The following is an 18,784-nucleotide window of genomic DNA, read 5'->3' on the forward strand; positions in this document are numbered from 1 at the left end:
CCACCTATTTGAAAGAGAGTGTTGATAGAGGAAAGGCGAATGTTAGACAAAGTAAAACAGTTTAAATGGTTGATTGTATTGTCCTTGTTCCTATTAGCGATTCCTTTATATTTTACTTACAATCATTTCCAACAATCTAGTGCTTTAAAAGAAGCCTTTGAGAAAAATGAAAGAATTGAGGTTCTTCATCGCTTGACGTCATCAGAAAAATATGCGTCTGACATCCGCAAGGCAGGTTATACTATTCCTCCTGACGGAGCTATTCGATTGGATGGAGTTATTTATCCATTAGAAATAGAAGGAGAGTTACATTTGAAAGTTAGTCCTCCCAAAAAGGATGCTAAGGATTTTCAGTTATTTTTCATCACACAGGTTAATGAAAAACAAACGCATGTAGCTTTTATTTTAGATAAAAATCTAAATTTAATTGATTCTAGCTATTCTCAGCAAAATGGTAACGGGAAAAGAGAGATTGTTTCTATCTCTCAATCCGAAGAAGAGCGCCTATTAAAGATTGTTCAAAAAGAGCTTGAGTCTTTTATGAAAAAGATGTATCAAACCTTGTATGGTTAGATTGTTAGAGAAAGTAACTTCTTGCTCACCGCAATGCTGTATGAACAACGGGGTGTGTTGAGGGACTTTACTAGAAAAAGATACCGTAGATGAGCTACAAAAAAATTACCCAAGTACTTATAATTTCATTCGAAATATTGAAGCAGGTAATCAAGAGTTGACAGAGATGAGGTGATTAGATGAAGAAGAGAAAATTTGTAATTTTTTCGTTGTTAATGGTTCTATTATTATCTTTCTCTGGTTTTCAGTACTATAAATATCAGAGAGTTCACAATATTTTTGATGAAATATACTACGAAGAAAGTGATTATCACAATTATACATTTCTCTGGAAAGGACGAGCTTTTTATAAGTTAAAAGGGTTAAAAATTATCGATAATGGATCTCAAGATTTATATAAACATTCTATTGATTATAAAAGTGTAAATTTACCAAACACTATTCATTCTCTAGGTTATTATTTTTATTTTAGATTTCAGGAGATGACGAAAGTTGGGATAGAGATGCGTTTGAGACTGCCAGATACAGAGACAACCATAAATGTAGATTACCAGTACGATGTAAACAATCAGCAATTAGAACGGTTTATGTGGTACTATGATGATGAGAGTACAGGATATTTTCAGCAGTCTCAAGTAGAAGCCTTTCTAGCGGATCATGGAAAGACTGTCGATGAGATTCGCAAAGAAGCAGATGAAATACTCCGTCACAAAGTCCTTAAAGACTGGACTTCCATATATGCTAGTCGTTTTAGCCCAGATAATTGGGGAGAAGTGACAGTTAAGGATATATGGAGAACAGAATAACAAACGGAACGACGAGGTAATAGTTTTATAAAGGCAGCTTACCATGACAGAGTTCTTAAGAATATTTTGTAAAAAAAGTTACTTTGGAGCAGTAAATGAGAAATAAAAGTAAGTCTATCCTATTTTTCCTTTTTTATATGGTATTGTTCATCATTAAGCCGATCTACCAATATATTTCATTTTCTAAGATGGATGTGAATAGTAGTATGGTTAAATTGATTCAAGATAAAAATGATCAGGATTGGCATGCTCTTGATAAGCATATTCATCTAGTGCCCTCAAAAGAAAATGGAAAGAACATCGGCCTTATCTATGTGGTGGATGACTATAATCAAATTGAAAGTAAGATTTCTTCTGAGAATCAAGCGGTATCCATCAGTTACAATAATCGATTACAAGGAGACAAGAGTGTTGAAATTAGTTGGTTAAATGGGGAAAAGCGGTTGTATCATGCTGGGAGATATTTGAAATTAGCAAGTGAAAATCAAGCTGTGATTGAAAGTAACACAGGTTCTTCAGTGACCGTTTGGGAACAACGCTCGGACAATGCGATGAATCAGTTATATACAGTTGTGAATCAGATGAGAAAGATAGTTTTAAATCATTTGCTTCAGAAAATTTTCTACTATTCGATAGCTTTGGTCTGCTTTCTTTTGGGTTGGAAAATATACTCTCTTTTAAGGAGGGATTGAAGGCCACAGTTCTTCTGGATTTTAATAGTGATGAGAGAGGAAAACTAAAATGCTAACACCCGTGTTATTTATTGTGTCTTTATTTCTACTTTTACGGCACTTTAAAAGCAGTCTCTCAAGAATGATCATCGGATTGTTGTATGGTTCGTTTGCGGCAGTTTTTATTTGTGTGGTTTTAAATGCTGGTAATTACACTCTGCAACCTGGTCAAAGTGTTCAATTGAGAGTTTATCCCAATACAGATCAGCTAGAGTATAATTCGGAACTACATTTTAAAAAATTAGATGATGCGAAGTTAAAATTGTCCGGTCGAAAAGGTTGGGGAATGAAAGACAGTAATATAGTCTATAATGTTGAAAAGCAAACAATAACGGAGCTAATTTTTTTAAAAGACAAAACCGAGCGTAAAGACTTACCAAATGATAAGAGTAAAAGTATCTATTTAGAAAGTGATGGTATAGTGGTTCAAGGGGAGATAAAGGAAGTATTTGGGGTGACGGAAGAAACTCCCTACACGATCACCATCACCAATGTAGACGACAAACCGGCACACTTTGAAGCTCAAGTGGTGGATCGGTAAACTGGACCTCCATCTACTCTAGTCGCTTTAGCCCCAAAAATTGGGTTGATGTGACCGACAAGGATATTTGGAGAGAGGATCTTGGAGCAGATTAGTGATATGTCTCAATCTGAGTTTCTGACGAAGAATGGGGAGAAGTACGCGTGAAAAATAAAAGAAAACAATTTAATAAATGGAATCTAGGATGTTCTGGAATAGTTGCTATTGTAGCGATTGTGTTTTCCTATTATATTTTTTTGTATTTCAAAAATGCGAGTTATACCTTGAAACCAGGGGATTCCATAGTTTTAAAAGTTCCGACCTCAAAACAAAAGGAATTTACTCCAAAATTATATCTATCTAAGATTTCTGGTGGGAAATTAGAATTATCTGGGAAAACCTCATGGTGGCAGAAGGGAGAAGGAAACCTTTTAGGGACTAACTATGATGTTTTGAAGCAAGAAATTAGCGAAATCTACTCATCGTCAAGTAATATCCCAACAAAAATAAAAGAAAACGATACAAATAATAGTATATATTTATCAGAAAAAGGTGTAGTTCTTCAATCTAAAGAATCTTGGGAATTTGAGATTCCAAACGCAAAACAAATAAAAATAACGAATATTTCAGACAGAGACATTAGATTTGAAGCGCAGGTGACAGGTGAATAGAGGAAACTAGAAAAGTAAAATGAAGAAAAAATGATTATTTTTTCACTTTGATAGCTTTATTCTTGTCTTCTTTTCTTTGTAAAACTTAAGTTACCAATTTTACACTCCCCTTTTTTCTTTTAGTTCTATACTTCGTGAGGACTATTCATTTCCAGAGTTTCCTTTTTTAGTGATTACTAGGAATCTATTTGTGTAAATTCCCCATACCTCGTCAATTGTGATGGCAACTACTATGCGGACGGTGTGGACATGAGCTGGGTGCAGAAGATGAAGGATGTGAAGATTGAGAGTGCAAAATATGATTCTTCTAAGAAAGCTAAGGATTTGCATAAAGAATACCAGAAATCTTAGATAAGTTGGAAAATGGAAAAGCCCTGGTGATAATGGAAGAGTCGATAATTCGATTGCTATAGGAAATGAGATTGGAGACAATGGAACATTTATAGATTTGGTTAATTCTAATAAACCGCTAGACTTAAAAAACCGAACATACAGAGAAGAATATCCGTTCTCACTCTGGGGACGAAAGTGGAAACAAGGGATGAAGTCTGATTATTTGGGAAATTATCTCTTTGGCTATGTTGGTAAAGGTTACTTAGAATCGAGTGATGCATATTTGAAAGTTGGGGCAGGAGTGGCTCAGGGATGGTCAGATAAGAATCCTTTGAAATATTTAGAGAACATTATTAATGGAAATTATGGAGATAATCCAGGAGATGCTAAGATGATTCAAGACTGAATTAATGACTATAAGGAGAGTTACAAATGAACTTGAAGAGAAAATCAAATTGGAATTTAGGTTGTAGTTTAACACTTGTTGTAGTTTTGGCGGCCATTTTTTTCTTTAATCTATGGGCACAAAATCTTGGTAAGTATACTCTGCAACCAGGAGAGTCGGCTAACTTTACAGTAAATCCTCGGACACATGATGTAGAATACTACTTAGAATTAATCTTGAAAAAAAATGACACTAATAAGCTTAAATTATCAGGTAAAAAAGTTTGGTTTGAGATGGATAGCGATATTTTTTATGGTGTTGAAGAACAAAAACTTTTTAGAAGAAATCATTCAGAAAATGATGATGAAGAGCTTCCAAACAATCAAAAGGACATTAATTTAGTACGGGATGGAATTGTTGTCAGTTACAAAGGGGAAAAAGTATTTAATGTAACCAATAACAAGTCCTACACGATTACCATCACCAATGTAGACGACAAACCGGCACACTTTGAAGCTCAAGTGGTGGATCGGTAGATTTAGGAACCATAAACTAGGCCTCAGTAGTTGCAATTGTTTGGTAAAGGAGACTTATTTGCTTTGAAAGTAACAATCAGCTTGTTTCTTTCGAATATGCAAGAGAGTATCTAGTGGTGAATACTAGTCAAAATGTCAAAAAAAGATTTAGATAAACCTAATCTCGCAGTTGGAGAGCAAAATGTTAAATAAAATGAAAAACTATTATAAAAACAAACCAACTCAAGCTGTCTTAATGCTCGTAGTTTTTATTTGGTCAGTATATGAGATTGGTGCGACCAGTTTGGCAAGTAACTCGGCATTAACTAAGGAATTCATGCATAGTCGGTATGTTATGGTTTGGCCAATAGTAGATAAGAAAGTGAAATTATACCATTATGCGGAAGAATGGACTAATGACGTTTTAGATGGAATGATGCATTTAGACTATGGAAATATTAGAATAACTAGTTTTCCTAAAAAATGGGAGAGTGAAGCTGAAGTTTACTATACGCTGTCTCAGGATGAATATGCTGATAGAGTATATTTTTTCTTAGACGAGCCAATTTCCAAAGCCTATATCAGCAGATTAGAACAAAAATATTATTTGATTTCAAAGAATGCAGTTGCTATTGAAGAGGAAACAGGTAAGACGGTTGAACAGTTAGTTCAAGAAGTGGGGAATGCAAGGAAAAACTTCTTATCAGCTCTTGGAAAGATGAAAATCCTTCGTTTGGTCTATTTGATTCTTCGTATGATAGTATTGTTGCAGTTTATCAGGTGGTCGGGTCAGCGTAGAAAAAGGAAAGAGAACGAAATTTTGCAGAATAGATAGAGCTCCAAAAAGGTATGATGATAAAGAGCTTCCAAACAATTAAAAAGGTATTCATTTGGTAAAGAATGGGATTGTTGTCAGCTACCAAGGGGAGAATGTTTTTTATGTAACCAATAACAAGTCCTACACGATCACCATCACCAATGTAGACGACAAACCAGCTTACTTTGAAGCTCAAGTGGTGGATCGGTAAAGTTTCAGCTCTCAAATGAGGGCTTTTTTATATACAAGTTTAAAAAAAGAAGCAAATATGATATACTAAAGAACGAGTATTCTATTAGAATTAGGACAAGCAATATGAAACAAACGATTATTCTTTTATATGGTGGGCGTAGTGCAGAGCGTGAAGTCTCTGTCCTTTCAGCTGAAAGTGTTATGCGTGCGGTCAACTACGACCGTTTCACAGTCAAGACTTTCTTCATCAGCCAGTCAGGTGACTTTATCAAAACACAAGAATTTAGCCAGACTCCAGGTCAAGAAGACTGTCTCATGACCAATGAAACTATTGATTGGGATAAGAAAATAGCGCCAAGTTCCATCTACGAAGAAGGCGCAGTGGTCTTTCCGGTTCTTCATGGTCCGATGGGAGAAGATGGCTCTGTTCAAGGATTCTTGGAAGTTTTGAAAATGCCTTACGTTGGTTGTAACATCTTGTCATCCAGCCTTGCCATGGATAAAATTACGACTAAGCGTGTCTTGGAGTCTGCCGGGATTGCCCAAGTACCTTATGTGGCCATCGTCGAAGGTGATGATGTGACTGCTAAAATCGCTGAAGTTGAAGAAAAATTGACTTATCCAGTCTTCACGAAGCCGTCAAACATGGGTTCAAGTGTCGGTATTTCTAAGTCTGAAAACCATGAGGAACTACGCCAAGCTTTGGAGCTTGCCTTTCAATATGACAGCCGTGTCTTAGTAGAGCAAGGGGTGAATGCTCGTGAAATCGAGGTTGGTCTCTTGGGCAACTACGATGTCAAGAGCACGCTTCCTGGTGAAGTGGTCAAGGATGTTGCCTTTTATGACTATGATGCCAAATATATCGATAACAAGATTACCATGGACATCCCAGCCAAGATTAGTGATGATGTGGTAGCTATCATGCGTCGAAATGCAGAAACTGCCTTCCGTGCAATCGGTGGCCTCGGTTTGTCTCGTTGTGATTTCTTCTATACAGATAAGGGCGAGATTTTCCTAAACGAGCTCAATACCATGCCAGGTTTTACCCAGTGGTCTATGTACCCACTACTTTGGGACAATATGGGAATCAGCTACCCAGAACTAATCGAGCATTTGGTTGACCTTGCTAAGCAAAGTTTTGACAAGCGTGAAGCGCATTTGCTATAAAAATGAAAGAGAGGGTAGAAGCCAGAACTATCACTGCATGGTGACTAGAGTTCTCGGACTTCAACCCTTTTTAAAGGAGTAGAAATGAAATTAACGATCCACGAAGTTGCCCAAGCTGTTGGAGCTAAAAATGATGTCAGCATCTTTGAGGACATCCAGCTAGAAAAGGCTGAGTTTGACAGTCGTTTGATTGGGACGGGAGATTTGTTTGTGCCACTTAAAGGTGCGCGTGACGGTCACGACTTTATCGAAACAGCTTTTGAAAATGGTGCAGTAGTAACCTTGTCTGAGAAAGAGGTTGCAAATCATCCCTACATTCTAGTAGATGACGTTTTGACTGCCTTTCAATCCCTAGCTGCCTACTATCTTGAAAAGACAGCTGTTGATGTCTTTGCAGTTACAGGTTCAAATGGTAAGACAACGACCAAGGATATGTTGGCGCATTTACTGTCAACAACCTACAAAACCTACAAGACACAAGGCAATTACAATAACGAGATTGGTCTTCCCTATACGGTTCTCCATATGCCTGAGGAGACAGAAAAGTTGGTCTTGGAGATGGGGCAGGATCACTTGGGGGATATCCACCTCTTGTCTGAATTGGCTCATCCTAAGACAGCCATTGTAACCTTGGTTGGAGAAGCCCATTTGGCCTTTTTCAAAGACCGTTCGGAGATTGCTAAAGGGAAGATGCAAATTGCTGATGGTATGGCACCAGGTTCTTTGCTTTTGGCACCAGCTGACCCGATTGTAGAGGACTACTTGCCTACAGATAAAAAAGTGGTCCGTTTTGGGCCAGGAGCTGAGTTAGAAATCACGGACTTGATTGAGCGCAAGGATAGTCTGACCTTTAAGGCTAATTTTTTGGAACAAGCCCTCGATTTGCCAGTGACAGGTAAGTACAATGCCACCAATGCTATGATTGCTGCTTATGTGGCTCTACAAGAAGGAGTGCCAGAGGAGCAAATTCATCAGGCCTTCCAGAACCTAGAATTGACCCGCAATCGTACTGAGTGGAAGAAAGCAGCCAATGGAGCAGATATTCTGTCTGACGTATACAATGCCAATCCAACTGCTATGAAGTTGATTTTGGAGACATTCTCTGCCATCCCAGCCAACGAAGGAGGCAAGAAAATCGCTGTCTTGGCAGACATGAAGGAACTCGGCGACCAGTCAGTCCAACTCCATAACCAGATGATTTTAAGCCTATCGCCAGATGTGCTGGATACCGTTATTTTCTATGGAGAAGACATTGCCGAATTAAGCCAACTTGCTAGTCAAATGTTCCCAATCGGTCACGTTTTCTACTTCAAGAAAACAGCTGACGAGGACCAATTTGAAAACCTAGTCAAGCAGGTTAAGGAAAGCCTTGGAGCCAATGACCAAATTTTGCTCAAAGGATCGAACTCCATGAATCTAGCCAAGCTGGTAGAAAGTTTAGAAAATGAATGCAAGTGATTTTACCAAGTATCTGCAAAGAATGCTAGCCATTACGGATACTGGATTAACCTTTACAAAAGATCCGTTTGACCGTGAGCGCTACGAGGACTTGCGAATCCTGTTATCTGAAATGTTGAATCAGGTATCAGACCTCGATGCAGAAGAAGTTGCAGAAGTCTTGAAACCAACTTCCGCTTATGCAACTCCTCTGATGGACGTCCGTGCTTGGATTGTTGAGGATGAAAAAGTCTGTTTAGTTAGAGGAAAAGGAGAGGATAGTTGGGCTTTGCCAGGTGGTTTTGGTGAAGTCGGCTACTCTCCAACCGAAAATATTCTCAAAGAAATTGAAGAAGAAACCGGTTTTACAGCAAAAGCTGAAAGGTTACTTGCAGTTTTTGATACCAATCGTTTCCAACTACAGAGCAAACAATATGCAAAGTTTGTCTTTGAATGCCAACTTCTTGATGGACAATTTCAAGAGAATCAAGAAATTGCTGAGCTTCAATTTTTTGCCATTGACCAATTGCCAGTTTTATCTGAAAAACGCATCACCAAGGAGCAAATGGAGATTCTTTGGCAAGTTTATAAAGGACAAAGAGACCAATATGTTGATTAGTTTATGCTAGAGAAGTTGACAAATCAAAAAAGGGTATCTACAAGGTGCATTTCTGCAATACAAATGATATAATAGGTTGCGAATTTAAGACTCAAGTATTCTATGCATGGCATAGAATCAAGTTTTTTCAAAAAATTTAAAAGCTGGGGGGAGTGAATTTTTTTTACTGCCTCTAGCTAGATGAACGAGGAATAGAATATGAATTTGTGGGATAAATTATTTACCACACAGATATCAGAACCGCCCCAGTTTGAACTTCACTGGTACATTGGTTTGTTATGTTTACTGGCTCTTACTTTCTATGCTTCTTATCGTTTTCGCGAGAAAGTTGCTTACCAGCGTTTTATTCAGATTCTTCAGTCTGTTCAACTGATTGTTCTGTATAGCTGGTATTGGGGGAATCTCATGCCTCTGTCAGAAAGTTTACCCTTCTATCATTGCCGTATCGCCATGTTTGTGATGCTCTTGATTCCAGGAACATCCAAGTACAAACAGTACTTTGCTCTTTTAGGAACTTTTGGAGCAACAGCAGCACTGGCTTACCCTCTCTTTGATCCCTACCCATTTCCACACGTGACCATTTTGTCCTTCATTATCGGACATGTTGCACTTTTAGGAAATGCGCTTCTATACTTGTTTAGAAACTATCAACCTTCCCTTCTCGATTTGAAGAATGTGGTGGTGATTACCTTCGCCTTAAATGGCTTGATATGGGTTGTCAACTTAGTTGTAGGTGGAGATTATGGATTTTTAAACAAACCACCACTTGTTGGAAGCTTCGGCCAGCCCTTAAATTATCTCCTTGTTTCGACGGTTATCGTGATAGCAATTCGCTTAACAGGGAAATTAGTAGAAAATTTTTTACAACAAAAATCGGAAGAATTTATTCAAGAGAAGATCTAAAATGATCTTCTCTTTTTTTGGTTTTTAAGAAGCAAAAAGGAAATTGTGAACGTTAACTTCAAAAAATCTCTTAGAAGAAGAATTTTTCTAGAATTTTCTCAAAAAACATGCAGGATTTTTATCAAAAACTAAGCACGATTGGATTTTTTGTGTTATAATATTCTTTGAATAGCTATGCCCAAACATAGTTATTAAATAGAAGTGAGAAACTTGGAAGACAGAGAGGATGCGATGTAATGACTAGAGATGGTTTTTTTACAGGCTTAGATATCGGAACTAGCTCGATTAAAGTGCTAGTAGCTGAGCATAGAGATGGCGAAGTAAATGTAATTGGTGTTAGCAATGCCAAAAGTAAAGGTGTCAAAGACGGAATTATTGTTGATATTGAAGCAGCTGCTTCAGCAATTAAATCTGCAATCACACAGGCAGAAGAGAAAGCGGGTATTTCTATTAAGTCTGTTAACGTTGGCCTTCCAGCAAACCTCTTGCAGGTTGAACCAACACAAGGAATGATTCCTGTAACTTCAGATACCAAAGAAATCACAGATCAAGATGTTGAAAATGTTGTCAAATCAGCTTTGACAAAGAGCATGACTCCTGACCGTGAAGTGATTACCTTTATTCCAGAAGAATTCATCGTGGATGGATTCCAAGGCATCCGTGACCCTCGTGGTATGATGGGTGTCCGCTTGGAAATGCGTGGTCTGCTTTACACAGGTCCTCGTACGATTCTACACAATCTTCGCAAGACAGTTGAGCGTGTAGGCATTCATGTTGATAATGTGATTATTTCACCTTTGGCAATAGTGAACTCCGTTCTCAATGAAGGTGAACGTGAATTTGGTGCGACTGTCATTGACATGGGTGGAGGTCAGACTACTGTAGCGACTATCCGCAACCAAGAATTGCAGTTCACTAACATCTACCAAGAAGGTGGAGATTACGTTACTAAAGACATTTCTAAAGTCTTGAAAACATCTCAAAAAATTGCAGAAAGTTTGAAACTGAACTATGGTGAAGCCTACGTTCCACTTGCAAGTAACGAAACTTTCCAAGTTGAAGTAATTGGTGAAGTAGAACCTGTTGAAGTGACAGAAAGCTACTTGGCAGAAATTATCTCAGCACGCATCAAACATATCTTTGACCAAATCAAACAAGAGTTGGAAAGAAGACACTTGTTAGATTTACCTGGAGGTATCGTCCTTATCGGTGGAAATGCAATTTTGCCAGGAATTGTTGAATTAGCCCAAGAAGTATTTGGTGTTCGCGTAAAACTCTATGTACCAAATCAAGTTGGAATTCGCAACCCTGCATTTGCGCATGTGATTAGCTTGTCTGAGTTTGCTGGTAAATTGACTGAAGTCAATCTTCTTGCCCAAAAAGCAGTTAAAGGAGATGAATTCCTTCGTCAAAAACCAATCAACTTTGGCATTCCAAATCAACGTTTGAATCCAGTAGCGCAACCAAGTCCAGCACAAGCAGCTCCAGCTGAAACTGTGCAGGAAACTCCAGTTGCTCCCAAGGAAGAATTCCAAGCAAGTTCTCAAAGTAAACCGAAGCTAACAGAACGTTTCCGTGGTTTGATCGGAAGCATGTTTGATGAATAAAAGAGGATAAGAAATTATGACATTTTCATTTGATACAGCAGCAGCTCAAGGCGCAGTTATTAAGGTAATTGGTGTCGGTGGTGGTGGTGGCAACGCCATCAACCGCATGGTTGACGAAGGTGTTGCTGGTGTAGAATTTATCGCAGCCAACACTGATGTACAAGCCCTTAGCAGTACGAAAGCAGAAACAGTTATCCAACTTGGTCCAAAATTGACTCGTGGTTTGGGTGCTGGAGGACGTCCAGAAGTTGGACGTAAAGCTGCAGAAGAAAGTGAAGAAGCTTTGACGGAAGCTATCACTGGAGCGGACATGGTCTTTATCACTGCAGGTATGGGTGGTGGATCTGGTACAGGTGCAGCCCCTGTTATTGCACGTATCGCTAAAGATCTTGGTGCTCTTACAGTTGGTGTTGTGACACGTCCTTTCGGATTTGAAGGAAGCAAACGTGGCCAGTACGCTGTAGAAGGAATCAACGAACTTCGCGAGCATGTTGATACTTTGTTGATTATCTCTAACAACAACTTGCTTGAAATCGTTGATAAGAAAACGCCACTTCTTGAAGCTCTTAGCGAAGCAGATAACGTTCTTCGCCAAGGTGTTCAAGGGATCACTGACTTGATCACGAACCCAGGATTGATTAACCTTGACTTTGCTGACGTGAAAACTGTAATGGCCAACAAAGGAAATGCCCTTATGGGTATCGGTATCGGTAGTGGTGAAGAACGCGTTGTTGAAGCAGCTCGTAAAGCAATTTACTCTCCACTTCTTGAAACAACTATCGATGGTGCTGAAGATGTCATCGTCAACGTTACTGGTGGTCTTGACTTGACTTTGATTGAAGCAGAAGAAGCTTCAGAAATTGTCAACCAAGCAGCTGGCCAAGGTGTAAACATCTGGCTTGGAACATCAATTGACGAAAGCATGAAGGATGAAATCCGTGTTACTGTTGTAGCGACAGGTGTTCGTCAAGAGCGAGTGGAAAAAGTAGTTGGAGCTCGTAACAACCAACCAGTTGGACGTCCATCAACTAAAGCGCCACAAACACACACATTTGACCGTCAATTCGACTTGGAAGAAACAGCAGAATTGCCTAAATCAAGCCCACGTCGTTTTGAAACAAACCAAGCGTCTGCTTTTGGAGACTGGGACTTGCGTCGTGAGTCAATTGTTCGCCAAACAGATCCAGTTGTTTCACCGGTAGAACGCTTCGAAACACCAGTTTCACAAGATGAAGATGAATTGGATACACCTCCATTCTTCAAAAACCGTTAATCAATGAATTTGAAAAAAAATACTGAATTAGTTTTTCAGCAAATAGCTGATGCTAGTCAAGAAGCCAACCGTGCTCTAGATGCTGTTTCAGTAATCGCAGTGACAAAGTATGTAGATGTACAAACAGCGGAAGCCTTGCTTCCGCTTGGTGTCCGTCATATAGGTGAAAATCGAGTCGATAAATTTTTAGAAAAATATCAGGCCTTGAAAGATTACCCAGTTACTTGGCATTTAATAGGAACACTACAGAGACGGAAAGTGAAAGAAGTAATCCCATTTGTGGATTACTTTCATGCTTTAGACTCCCTAAAGCTAGCCCAGGAAATTCAAAAGAGAACAGACCATGTTGTCAAGTGTTTCTTGCAGGTCAATATTTCTGGGGAAGAAAGCAAGCATGGGTTTTCAAAAGAAGAATTGCTAGAACTTTTGCCAGAATTGGCTAAGTTAGATCAGATTGAGTATGTTGGTTTAATGACCATGGCTCCTTTTGAGGCAGACAGTGATGAATTGAAAGAAATTTTCAAGGATACGCAGGCTCTGCAAGCAGAAATTAGAGAAAAACAAATCCCTAATATGCCGATGACAGAGCTAAGCATGGGAATGAGTCGTGATTTTAAAGAAGCGATTCAGTTCGGCTCAACCTTTGTTCGAATCGGTACAGCATTTTTTAAATAGGAGAGAGCTATGTCTTTAAAAGATAGATTCGATAAATTTATAGATTATTTTACAGAAGACGGAGAAGAAACGACTAACTACCAGACTCAACAAGAGGAAACAGTTAGCCCAGCCATCTCATCTTCTAAAGAATTACCAGCACCTGCTCAGTCAGGATCAGCAAAAGATGCAAATATTACCCGTCTTCATGCGCGTCAGCAAGAATTGGCAATGCAAAGCCATCGTTCAGATGAGAAAGTGACAATTGACGTTCGCTATCCAAGAAAATATGAAGATGCAACTGAGATTGTAGATTTGTTGGCTGGAAATGAAAGTATTTTGATTGATTTCCAATATATGACAGAGGTTCAAGCCCGTCGTTGCCTTGATTACTTAGATGGAGCCCGTCATGTCTTGGCTGGAAATATGAAAAAAGTTGCGAGCACGATGTATCTATTGACTCCTGTCAACGTTGTCGTGAATATTGAAGATATTAAACTTCCAGACGAATCACAAAGCGCTGAGTTTGGTTTTGACATTAAACGAAATAGAGCAAGATAATGATTTTCTTAATCCGTTTAATCCAAAATGCGGTTAGCATTTATTCCATCATTCTCGTTGCATTTGCTCTTCTTTCATGGTTTCCAAATGCCTATGAAAGCCAGCTGGGACGCCTAGTTATCAGACTTGCTCGCCCAGTTATTGAGCCACTTCGTAAGCTCAATCTACAATTTGCTGGTCTTGATTTTACGGTTTGGGCAGCGCTGATTCTGATTCAATTTGTTGGAAATCTCTTAACACGACTAGTCCTATTACTATGACAGTAAATCGAGCCATTTATCAGCATTTTTCCCAAGATGATATTCCCTTTATTGATAAGGGATTAGAGTGGTTCAAGCGTGTAGAAGATACCTATGCGCCGGTACTTACTCCTTTTATCAATCCCCATCAGGAACAGATTTTGAGGGTGCTAGCTGGGACATATGGACTGGGTTGCCAAAGTAGTGGTGATGTTCTTCCGACAGAGTCGGTTCGTGTTCTTCTCTATCCCGATTACTTTGAACCGGAGATATCAGACTTTGAAATGGCCTTGTTGGAAATTTGCTATCCGAGTAAGTTTGAGCAACTGAGTCATGGAAAAATATTGGGAACAATCATCAACCAACTAGGAATTGACCGTAAATTATTTGGTGATATCTTGGTAGATGAAAAGAGAGCACAGATTTTTGTCAATCGTGATTTCATTCCTCTTTTTCAGGATGGAATAAGAAAGATTGGCAGACTTCCTGTATCGCTGGAGGAACGTCCTTTTACCGATAGGATTTTGTCTAAAATTGATTATAGAGAACGAGAAATTTTAGTTTCGAGTTTTCGATTGGATGCCCTCTTATCAAGTGCCTTGAAATTATCTAGAAACCAAGCTAGTCAACTGATAGAAAAAAATCTGTCCAGGTAAACTATCATCTGGTTGAAAAAAGTGATTACCAGGTTGCAGTTGGAGATTTGATCAGTGTGAGAAAGTTTGGTCGTCTAAAAATTGTCAAAGACAATGGACAGACAAAAAAAGATAAGATAAAATTAAGCATTCAATTATTATTAAGTAAGTGAGGAAAAGTATGCCAATTACATCATTAGAAATTAAAGATAAAACCTTTGGTACAAAATTTAGAGGTTTTGATCCAGAAGAAGTAGATGAATTTCTGGATATCGTTGTTCGTGACTATGAAGACTTGGTTCGTAGCAATCACGATAAAGAGACACACATCAAGAGTTTGGAAGAACGTTTGTCTTACTTTGATGAGATGAAGGATTCCTTGAGTCAGTCAGTTTTGATTGCCCAAGATACAGCGGAGCGTGTTAAACAAGCTGCTCAAGAACGTTCAAACAATATTATTCAACAAGCTGAACAAGACGCTCAGCGTTTGCTTGAAGAAGCGAAATACAAGGCAAATGAAATTCTCCGTCAGGCAACAGATAATGCGAAGAGAGTGGCTGTTGAGACTGAAGAGTTGAAGAACAAGAGCCGTGTATTCCATCAACGCCTCAAGTCTACGATTGAAAGTCAATTGGCTATTGTTGAGTCATCTGATTGGGAAGATATTCTTCGCCCAACAGCTACTTACCTTCAGACAAGTGATGAAGCCTTTAAAGAAGTGGTGGGTGAAGTTCTTGGTGAAACTGTATCTTTACAACCAGAGGAAGAGCCTATTGATATGACTCGTCAATTCACACCAGAAGAGGTTGCTGAATTACAAGCTCGTATCGAGGCTGGTAACAAAGAATTAGCTGAGTTTGAAGCTCAACAAAATCAACAGACAGAAGAAAGTGACCAGCATGAAGAGTCAGTTGAAGTAGAAGCTACTGCAGCAACTGAGAACGATGCAAATAAAGAATCTGTTCTTATCCTATAAAAAATGTGAGAACAAGATCCAACCAACTATATTTTCAGCGAGCGGGAGATGGTGAGAGTCCTGCAATCCCTAGTGGTTAGATTATCCTCTCAACGAATCTAGTCTGAAAGCAGTAAGACTAGACGTCCCCTACGTTACGGGAAAAGAGGAAAAGAGACCCTGTCTTTTTTCGAACAAAGGTGGTACCACGATTTTCGTCCTTTTTGCGAATCGTGGTTTTTATTTTGTCAGTTTAAATTAAAGGAGTAACAATGAAACTTAAAGAAACCCTCAATCTAGGGAAAACAGACTTTCCTATGCGTGCTGGTCTTCCAACCAAAGAACCAGTTTGGCAAAAAGAATGGGAAGAAGCAAAACTTTACCAACGTCGTCAAGAATTGAACCAAGGAAAACCACATTTCACCTTGCATGATGGACCTCCGTATGCAAACGGAAATATCCACGTTGGACATGCCATGAACAAGATTTCTAAAGATATTATTGTTCGTTCTAAGTCTATGTCAGGATTCTATGCACCTTACATCCCAGGTTGGGATACACATGGTCTGCCAATCGAGCAAGTCTTGGCAAAACAAGGCGTTAAACGCAAAGAAATGGACTTGGTTGAGTACTTGAAACTTTGTCGCGAGTATGCTCTTTCTCAAGTTGATAAACAACGTGAAGACTTTAAACGATTGGGTGTTTCTGGTGACTGGGAAAATCCTTATGTGACCTTGACTCCGGACTATGAAGCGGCTCAGATCCGGGTCTTTGGTGAAATGGCTAAAAAAGGCTATATCTACCGTGGTGCCAAGCCTGTTTACTGGTCATGGTCTTCTGAGTCAGCCCTTGCTGAAGCGGAAATTGAGTACCATGACTTGCTTTCAACTTCCCTTTACTATGCTAACCGCGTCAAAGACGGAAAAGGTGTTCTAGATACGGATACTTATATTGTCGTATGGACCACTACACCATTTACTATCACAGCATCTCGTGGTTTGACAGTTGGAGCAGATATTGATTATGTATTGGTACAACCAGCTGGTGAATCTCGTAAGTTTGTAGTTGCTTCAGAATTGTTGAACAGTTTGTCTGAGAAATTTGGCTGGGCTGATGTGCAAGTCTTGGCAACCTACCGTGGTCAAGAATTGAATCACATCGTAACAGTCCACCCATGGGATACAGCTGTAGATGAGTTGGTGATCCTTGGTGACCACGTTACGACTGACTCTGGTACTGGTATTGTCCATACAGCCCCTGGTTTTGGTGAGGACGACTACAATGTCGGTGTTGCCAACGGCCTTGAAGTTGCTGTAACAGTTAACGAACGCGGTATTATGATGGAAAATGCTGGTCCTGAATTTGCGGGTCAGTTCTATGACAAGGTTGTGCCGACGGTTATCGAAAAACTGGGTGATTTACTCCTTGCTCAAGAAGAAATTTCTCACTCATACCCATTTGACTGGCGTACCAAGAAACCAATCATCTGGCGTGCTGTTCCACAGTGGTTTGCCTCTGTATCTAAATTCCGCCAAGAAATCTTGGATGAAATTGAAAAAGTGAAGTTCCACTCAGAATGGGGTAAAGTTCGTCTTTACAATATGATTCGTGACCGTGGTGACTGGGTTATCTCTCGTCAACGTGCTTGGGGTGTTCCGCTTCCAATCTTCTACGCAGAAGATGGTACAGCTATCATGACAGCTGAAACGATTGAACATGTAGCTCAACTCTTTGAGGAACATGGTTCTATCATCTGGTGGGAACGTGATGCTAAGGACCTCTTGCCAGAAGGATTTACTCATCCAGGTTCACCAAATGGCGAGTTCAAGAAAGAAACAGATATCATGGACGTATGGTTTGACTCAGGTTCCTCATGGAATGGAGTAGTGGTCAACCGTCCAGAACTCAAATATCCAGCAGATCTTTACCTTGAAGGTTCTGACCAGTACCGTGGTTGGTTCAACTCATCACTTATCACATCTGTTGCCAACCATGGCGTTGCTCCTTACAAACAAATCTTGTCACAAGGATTTGCGCTTGATGGTAAAGGTGAGAAGATGTCTAAATCTCTTGGGAATACCATTGCTCCAAGTGATGTTGAAAAACAATTTGGTGCGGAAATCTTGCGTCTCTGGGTAACAAGTGTGGACTCAAGCAACGACGTACGTATCTCTATGGATATCTTGAGCCAAGTCTCTGAAACTTACCGTAAGATCCGTAACACACTTCGCTTCTTGATTGCCAATACATCTGACTTTAACCCAGCTCAAGACGCAGTGGCTTACGATGAGCTTCGTTCGGTTGATAAGTACATGACCATCCGCTTTAACCAGCTTGTCAAGACCATTCGTGATGCTTATGCCAACTTTGAATTCTTGACAATTTACAAGGCCTTGGTGAACTTTATCAACGTTGACTTGTCAGCCTTCTACCTTGACTTCGCTAAAGACGTTGTTTACATCGAAGGTGCCAAATCACTCGAACGCCGTCAAATGCAGACAGTCTTCTATGACATTCTTGTCAAAATCACCAAACTCTTGACACCAATCCTTCCTCACACTGCAGAAGAAATCTGGTCATATCTTGAGTTTGAAGCTGAAGAATTTGTTCAATTGTCAGAATTGCCAGAAGCAGAGACATTTGCAAATCAAGAAGAAATCTTAGATACCTGGGTAGCCTTCATGGATTTCCGTGGACAAGCTCAAAAAGCCTTGGAAGAAGCTCGTAATGCCAAAGTTATCGGGAAATCACTCGAAGCACACTTGACAGTTTATCCAAACGAAGTTGTGAAAACTCTTCTTGGAGCAGTAGATAGCAATGTGGCTCAACTTTTGATCGTGTCAGAATTGACCATCGCTGAAGGTACAGCTCCAGAAGGCGCCGTTAGCTTTGAGAATGTAGCCTTTACAGTTAAACGCGCTGCAGGTGAAGTCTGTGACCGTTGCCGTCGTATTGATCCAACTACTGCAGAACGTAGCTACCACGCAGTCATCTGTGACCACTGTGCAAGCATCGTAGAAGAAAACTTTGCAGATGCAGTTGCAGAAGGATTTGAAGCCAAATAATCAGATTAGAAATATGTCTTCTCATAGTTTAAGATGAGATGAAAAGGAAAAAGAGAGGAAGTCATTTCTCTCTTTTTTGCTGGTAAAAGCTTAGGAGAAAGATGTAGAAATTCAACATTTTTAAGG

At 39.5% G+C, this 18,784-nt stretch carries 20 protein-coding genes and 1 pseudogene; all 21 read left to right on the forward strand.

Annotated elements, in window-relative coordinates; genetic code table 11:
- Positions 1-39 precede the first annotated feature (39 nt).
- The 21 genes and pseudogenes from CO686_RS02155 to ileS all read left to right on the forward strand — a co-directional run bounded on the left by CO686_RS02155 (position 40) and on the right by ileS (position 18,658).
- Positions 40-573: a thiol-disulfide isomerase gene (locus CO686_RS02155; RefSeq protein WP_084937157.1), complete on the forward strand. Its 534-nt coding sequence runs from the start codon at positions 40-42 to the stop codon at positions 571-573.
- Between the two features lie 179 nt (positions 574-752).
- Positions 753-1,379 carry a TipC family immunity protein gene (locus CO686_RS02160; protein ID WP_084881682.1) on the forward strand — a complete coding sequence of 209 codons (627 nt, stop codon included), beginning with the start codon at positions 753-755 and terminating at the stop codon, positions 1,377-1,379.
- Positions 1,380-1,474: 95 nt separating this feature from the next.
- A complete protein-coding gene (locus CO686_RS02165) occupies positions 1,475-2,071 on the forward strand; it encodes a hypothetical protein (protein ID WP_049500788.1) in 597 nt (198 codons plus the stop codon).
- Positions 2,072-2,120: 49 nt separating this feature from the next.
- On the forward strand, positions 2,121-2,651 hold the full coding sequence (locus CO686_RS02170) for a hypothetical protein (protein ID WP_000957423.1): 531 nt from the start codon (positions 2,121-2,123) through the stop codon (positions 2,649-2,651).
- Between the two features lie 143 nt (positions 2,652-2,794).
- Complete coding sequence (locus CO686_RS02175) at positions 2,795-3,301, forward strand: hypothetical protein (protein ID WP_049500298.1); 507 nt, start codon at positions 2,795-2,797, stop codon at positions 3,299-3,301.
- A 541-nt stretch (positions 3,302-3,842) separates the two neighbouring features.
- Entirely contained in the window at positions 3,843-4,040 is a 198-nt protein-coding gene (locus CO686_RS02180) for a polymorphic toxin type 44 domain-containing protein (RefSeq protein ID WP_044020414.1), read from the forward strand.
- 26 nt (positions 4,041-4,066) lie between these two features.
- A complete protein-coding gene (locus tag CO686_RS02185) occupies positions 4,067-4,555 on the forward strand; it encodes a hypothetical protein (protein WP_049549967.1) in 489 nt (162 codons plus the stop codon).
- A 181-nt stretch (positions 4,556-4,736) separates the two neighbouring features.
- On the forward strand, positions 4,737-5,369 hold the full coding sequence (locus CO686_RS02190; protein ID WP_096753443.1) for a hypothetical protein: 633 nt from the start codon (positions 4,737-4,739) through the stop codon (positions 5,367-5,369).
- A gap of 55 nt (positions 5,370-5,424) precedes the next feature.
- Entirely contained in the window at positions 5,425-5,562 is a 138-nt protein-coding gene (locus tag CO686_RS10320) for a hypothetical protein (RefSeq protein ID WP_172837204.1), read from the forward strand.
- Between the two features lie 104 nt (positions 5,563-5,666).
- A complete protein-coding gene (locus tag CO686_RS02195; RefSeq protein WP_096753444.1) occupies positions 5,667-6,710 on the forward strand; it encodes a D-alanine--D-alanine ligase in 1,044 nt (347 codons plus the stop codon).
- An 84-nt stretch (positions 6,711-6,794) separates the two neighbouring features.
- Positions 6,795-8,168 carry a UDP-N-acetylmuramoyl-tripeptide--D-alanyl-D-alanine ligase gene (locus tag CO686_RS02200; protein WP_096753445.1) on the forward strand — a complete coding sequence of 458 codons (1,374 nt, stop codon included), beginning with the start codon at positions 6,795-6,797 and terminating at the stop codon, positions 8,166-8,168.
- On the forward strand, positions 8,155-8,766 hold the full coding sequence (locus CO686_RS02205; protein WP_049478463.1) for an NUDIX hydrolase N-terminal domain-containing protein: 612 nt from the start codon (positions 8,155-8,157) through the stop codon (positions 8,764-8,766). The genes CO686_RS02200 and CO686_RS02205 overlap by 14 nt, the downstream gene beginning before the upstream one ends.
- A gap of 198 nt (positions 8,767-8,964) precedes the next feature.
- Positions 8,965-9,669: a YwaF family protein gene (locus tag CO686_RS02210; protein ID WP_096753446.1), complete on the forward strand. Its 705-nt coding sequence runs from the start codon at positions 8,965-8,967 to the stop codon at positions 9,667-9,669.
- A gap of 236 nt (positions 9,670-9,905) precedes the next feature.
- Positions 9,906-11,276 carry a cell division protein FtsA gene (gene ftsA / locus CO686_RS02215; protein WP_070535008.1) on the forward strand — a complete coding sequence of 457 codons (1,371 nt, stop codon included), beginning with the start codon at positions 9,906-9,908 and terminating at the stop codon, positions 11,274-11,276.
- Between the two features lie 16 nt (positions 11,277-11,292).
- Positions 11,293-12,549, forward strand: coding sequence for a cell division protein FtsZ (ftsZ, locus tag CO686_RS02220; RefSeq protein ID WP_049501413.1), 1,257 nt, complete (start codon positions 11,293-11,295; stop codon positions 12,547-12,549).
- A gap of 3 nt (positions 12,550-12,552) precedes the next feature.
- Positions 12,553-13,224: a YggS family pyridoxal phosphate-dependent enzyme gene (locus CO686_RS02225; protein WP_084878743.1), complete on the forward strand. Its 672-nt coding sequence runs from the start codon at positions 12,553-12,555 to the stop codon at positions 13,222-13,224.
- Positions 13,225-13,233: 9 nt separating this feature from the next.
- A complete protein-coding gene (locus CO686_RS02230; RefSeq protein WP_000053367.1) occupies positions 13,234-13,764 on the forward strand; it encodes a cell division protein SepF in 531 nt (176 codons plus the stop codon).
- Entirely contained in the window at positions 13,764-14,024 is a 261-nt protein-coding gene (locus CO686_RS02235) for a YggT family protein (RefSeq protein ID WP_000576501.1), read from the forward strand. Before CO686_RS02230 ends, CO686_RS02235 begins: the two co-directional genes overlap by 1 nt.
- Positions 14,021-14,811 (forward strand): annotated as a pseudogene (locus tag CO686_RS02240) (YlmH family RNA-binding protein). Before CO686_RS02235 ends, CO686_RS02240 begins: the two are co-directional and overlap by 4 nt.
- 8 nt (positions 14,812-14,819) lie before the next feature.
- The gene (locus CO686_RS02245; RefSeq protein WP_096753447.1) at positions 14,820-15,614 is read left to right on the forward strand and encodes a DivIVA domain-containing protein; all 795 of its coding nucleotides are present in this window, start codon (positions 14,820-14,822) and stop codon (positions 15,612-15,614) included.
- A 251-nt stretch (positions 15,615-15,865) separates the two neighbouring features.
- Complete coding sequence (ileS, locus tag CO686_RS02250; RefSeq protein ID WP_096753448.1) at positions 15,866-18,658, forward strand: isoleucine--tRNA ligase; 2,793 nt, start codon at positions 15,866-15,868, stop codon at positions 18,656-18,658.
- Positions 18,659-18,784: the final 126 nt, after the last annotated feature.

The sequence above is a fragment of the Streptococcus oralis genome (assembly GCF_002386345.1).
Classification (GTDB): Bacteria; Bacillota; Bacilli; order Lactobacillales; family Streptococcaceae; genus Streptococcus; species Streptococcus oralis_S.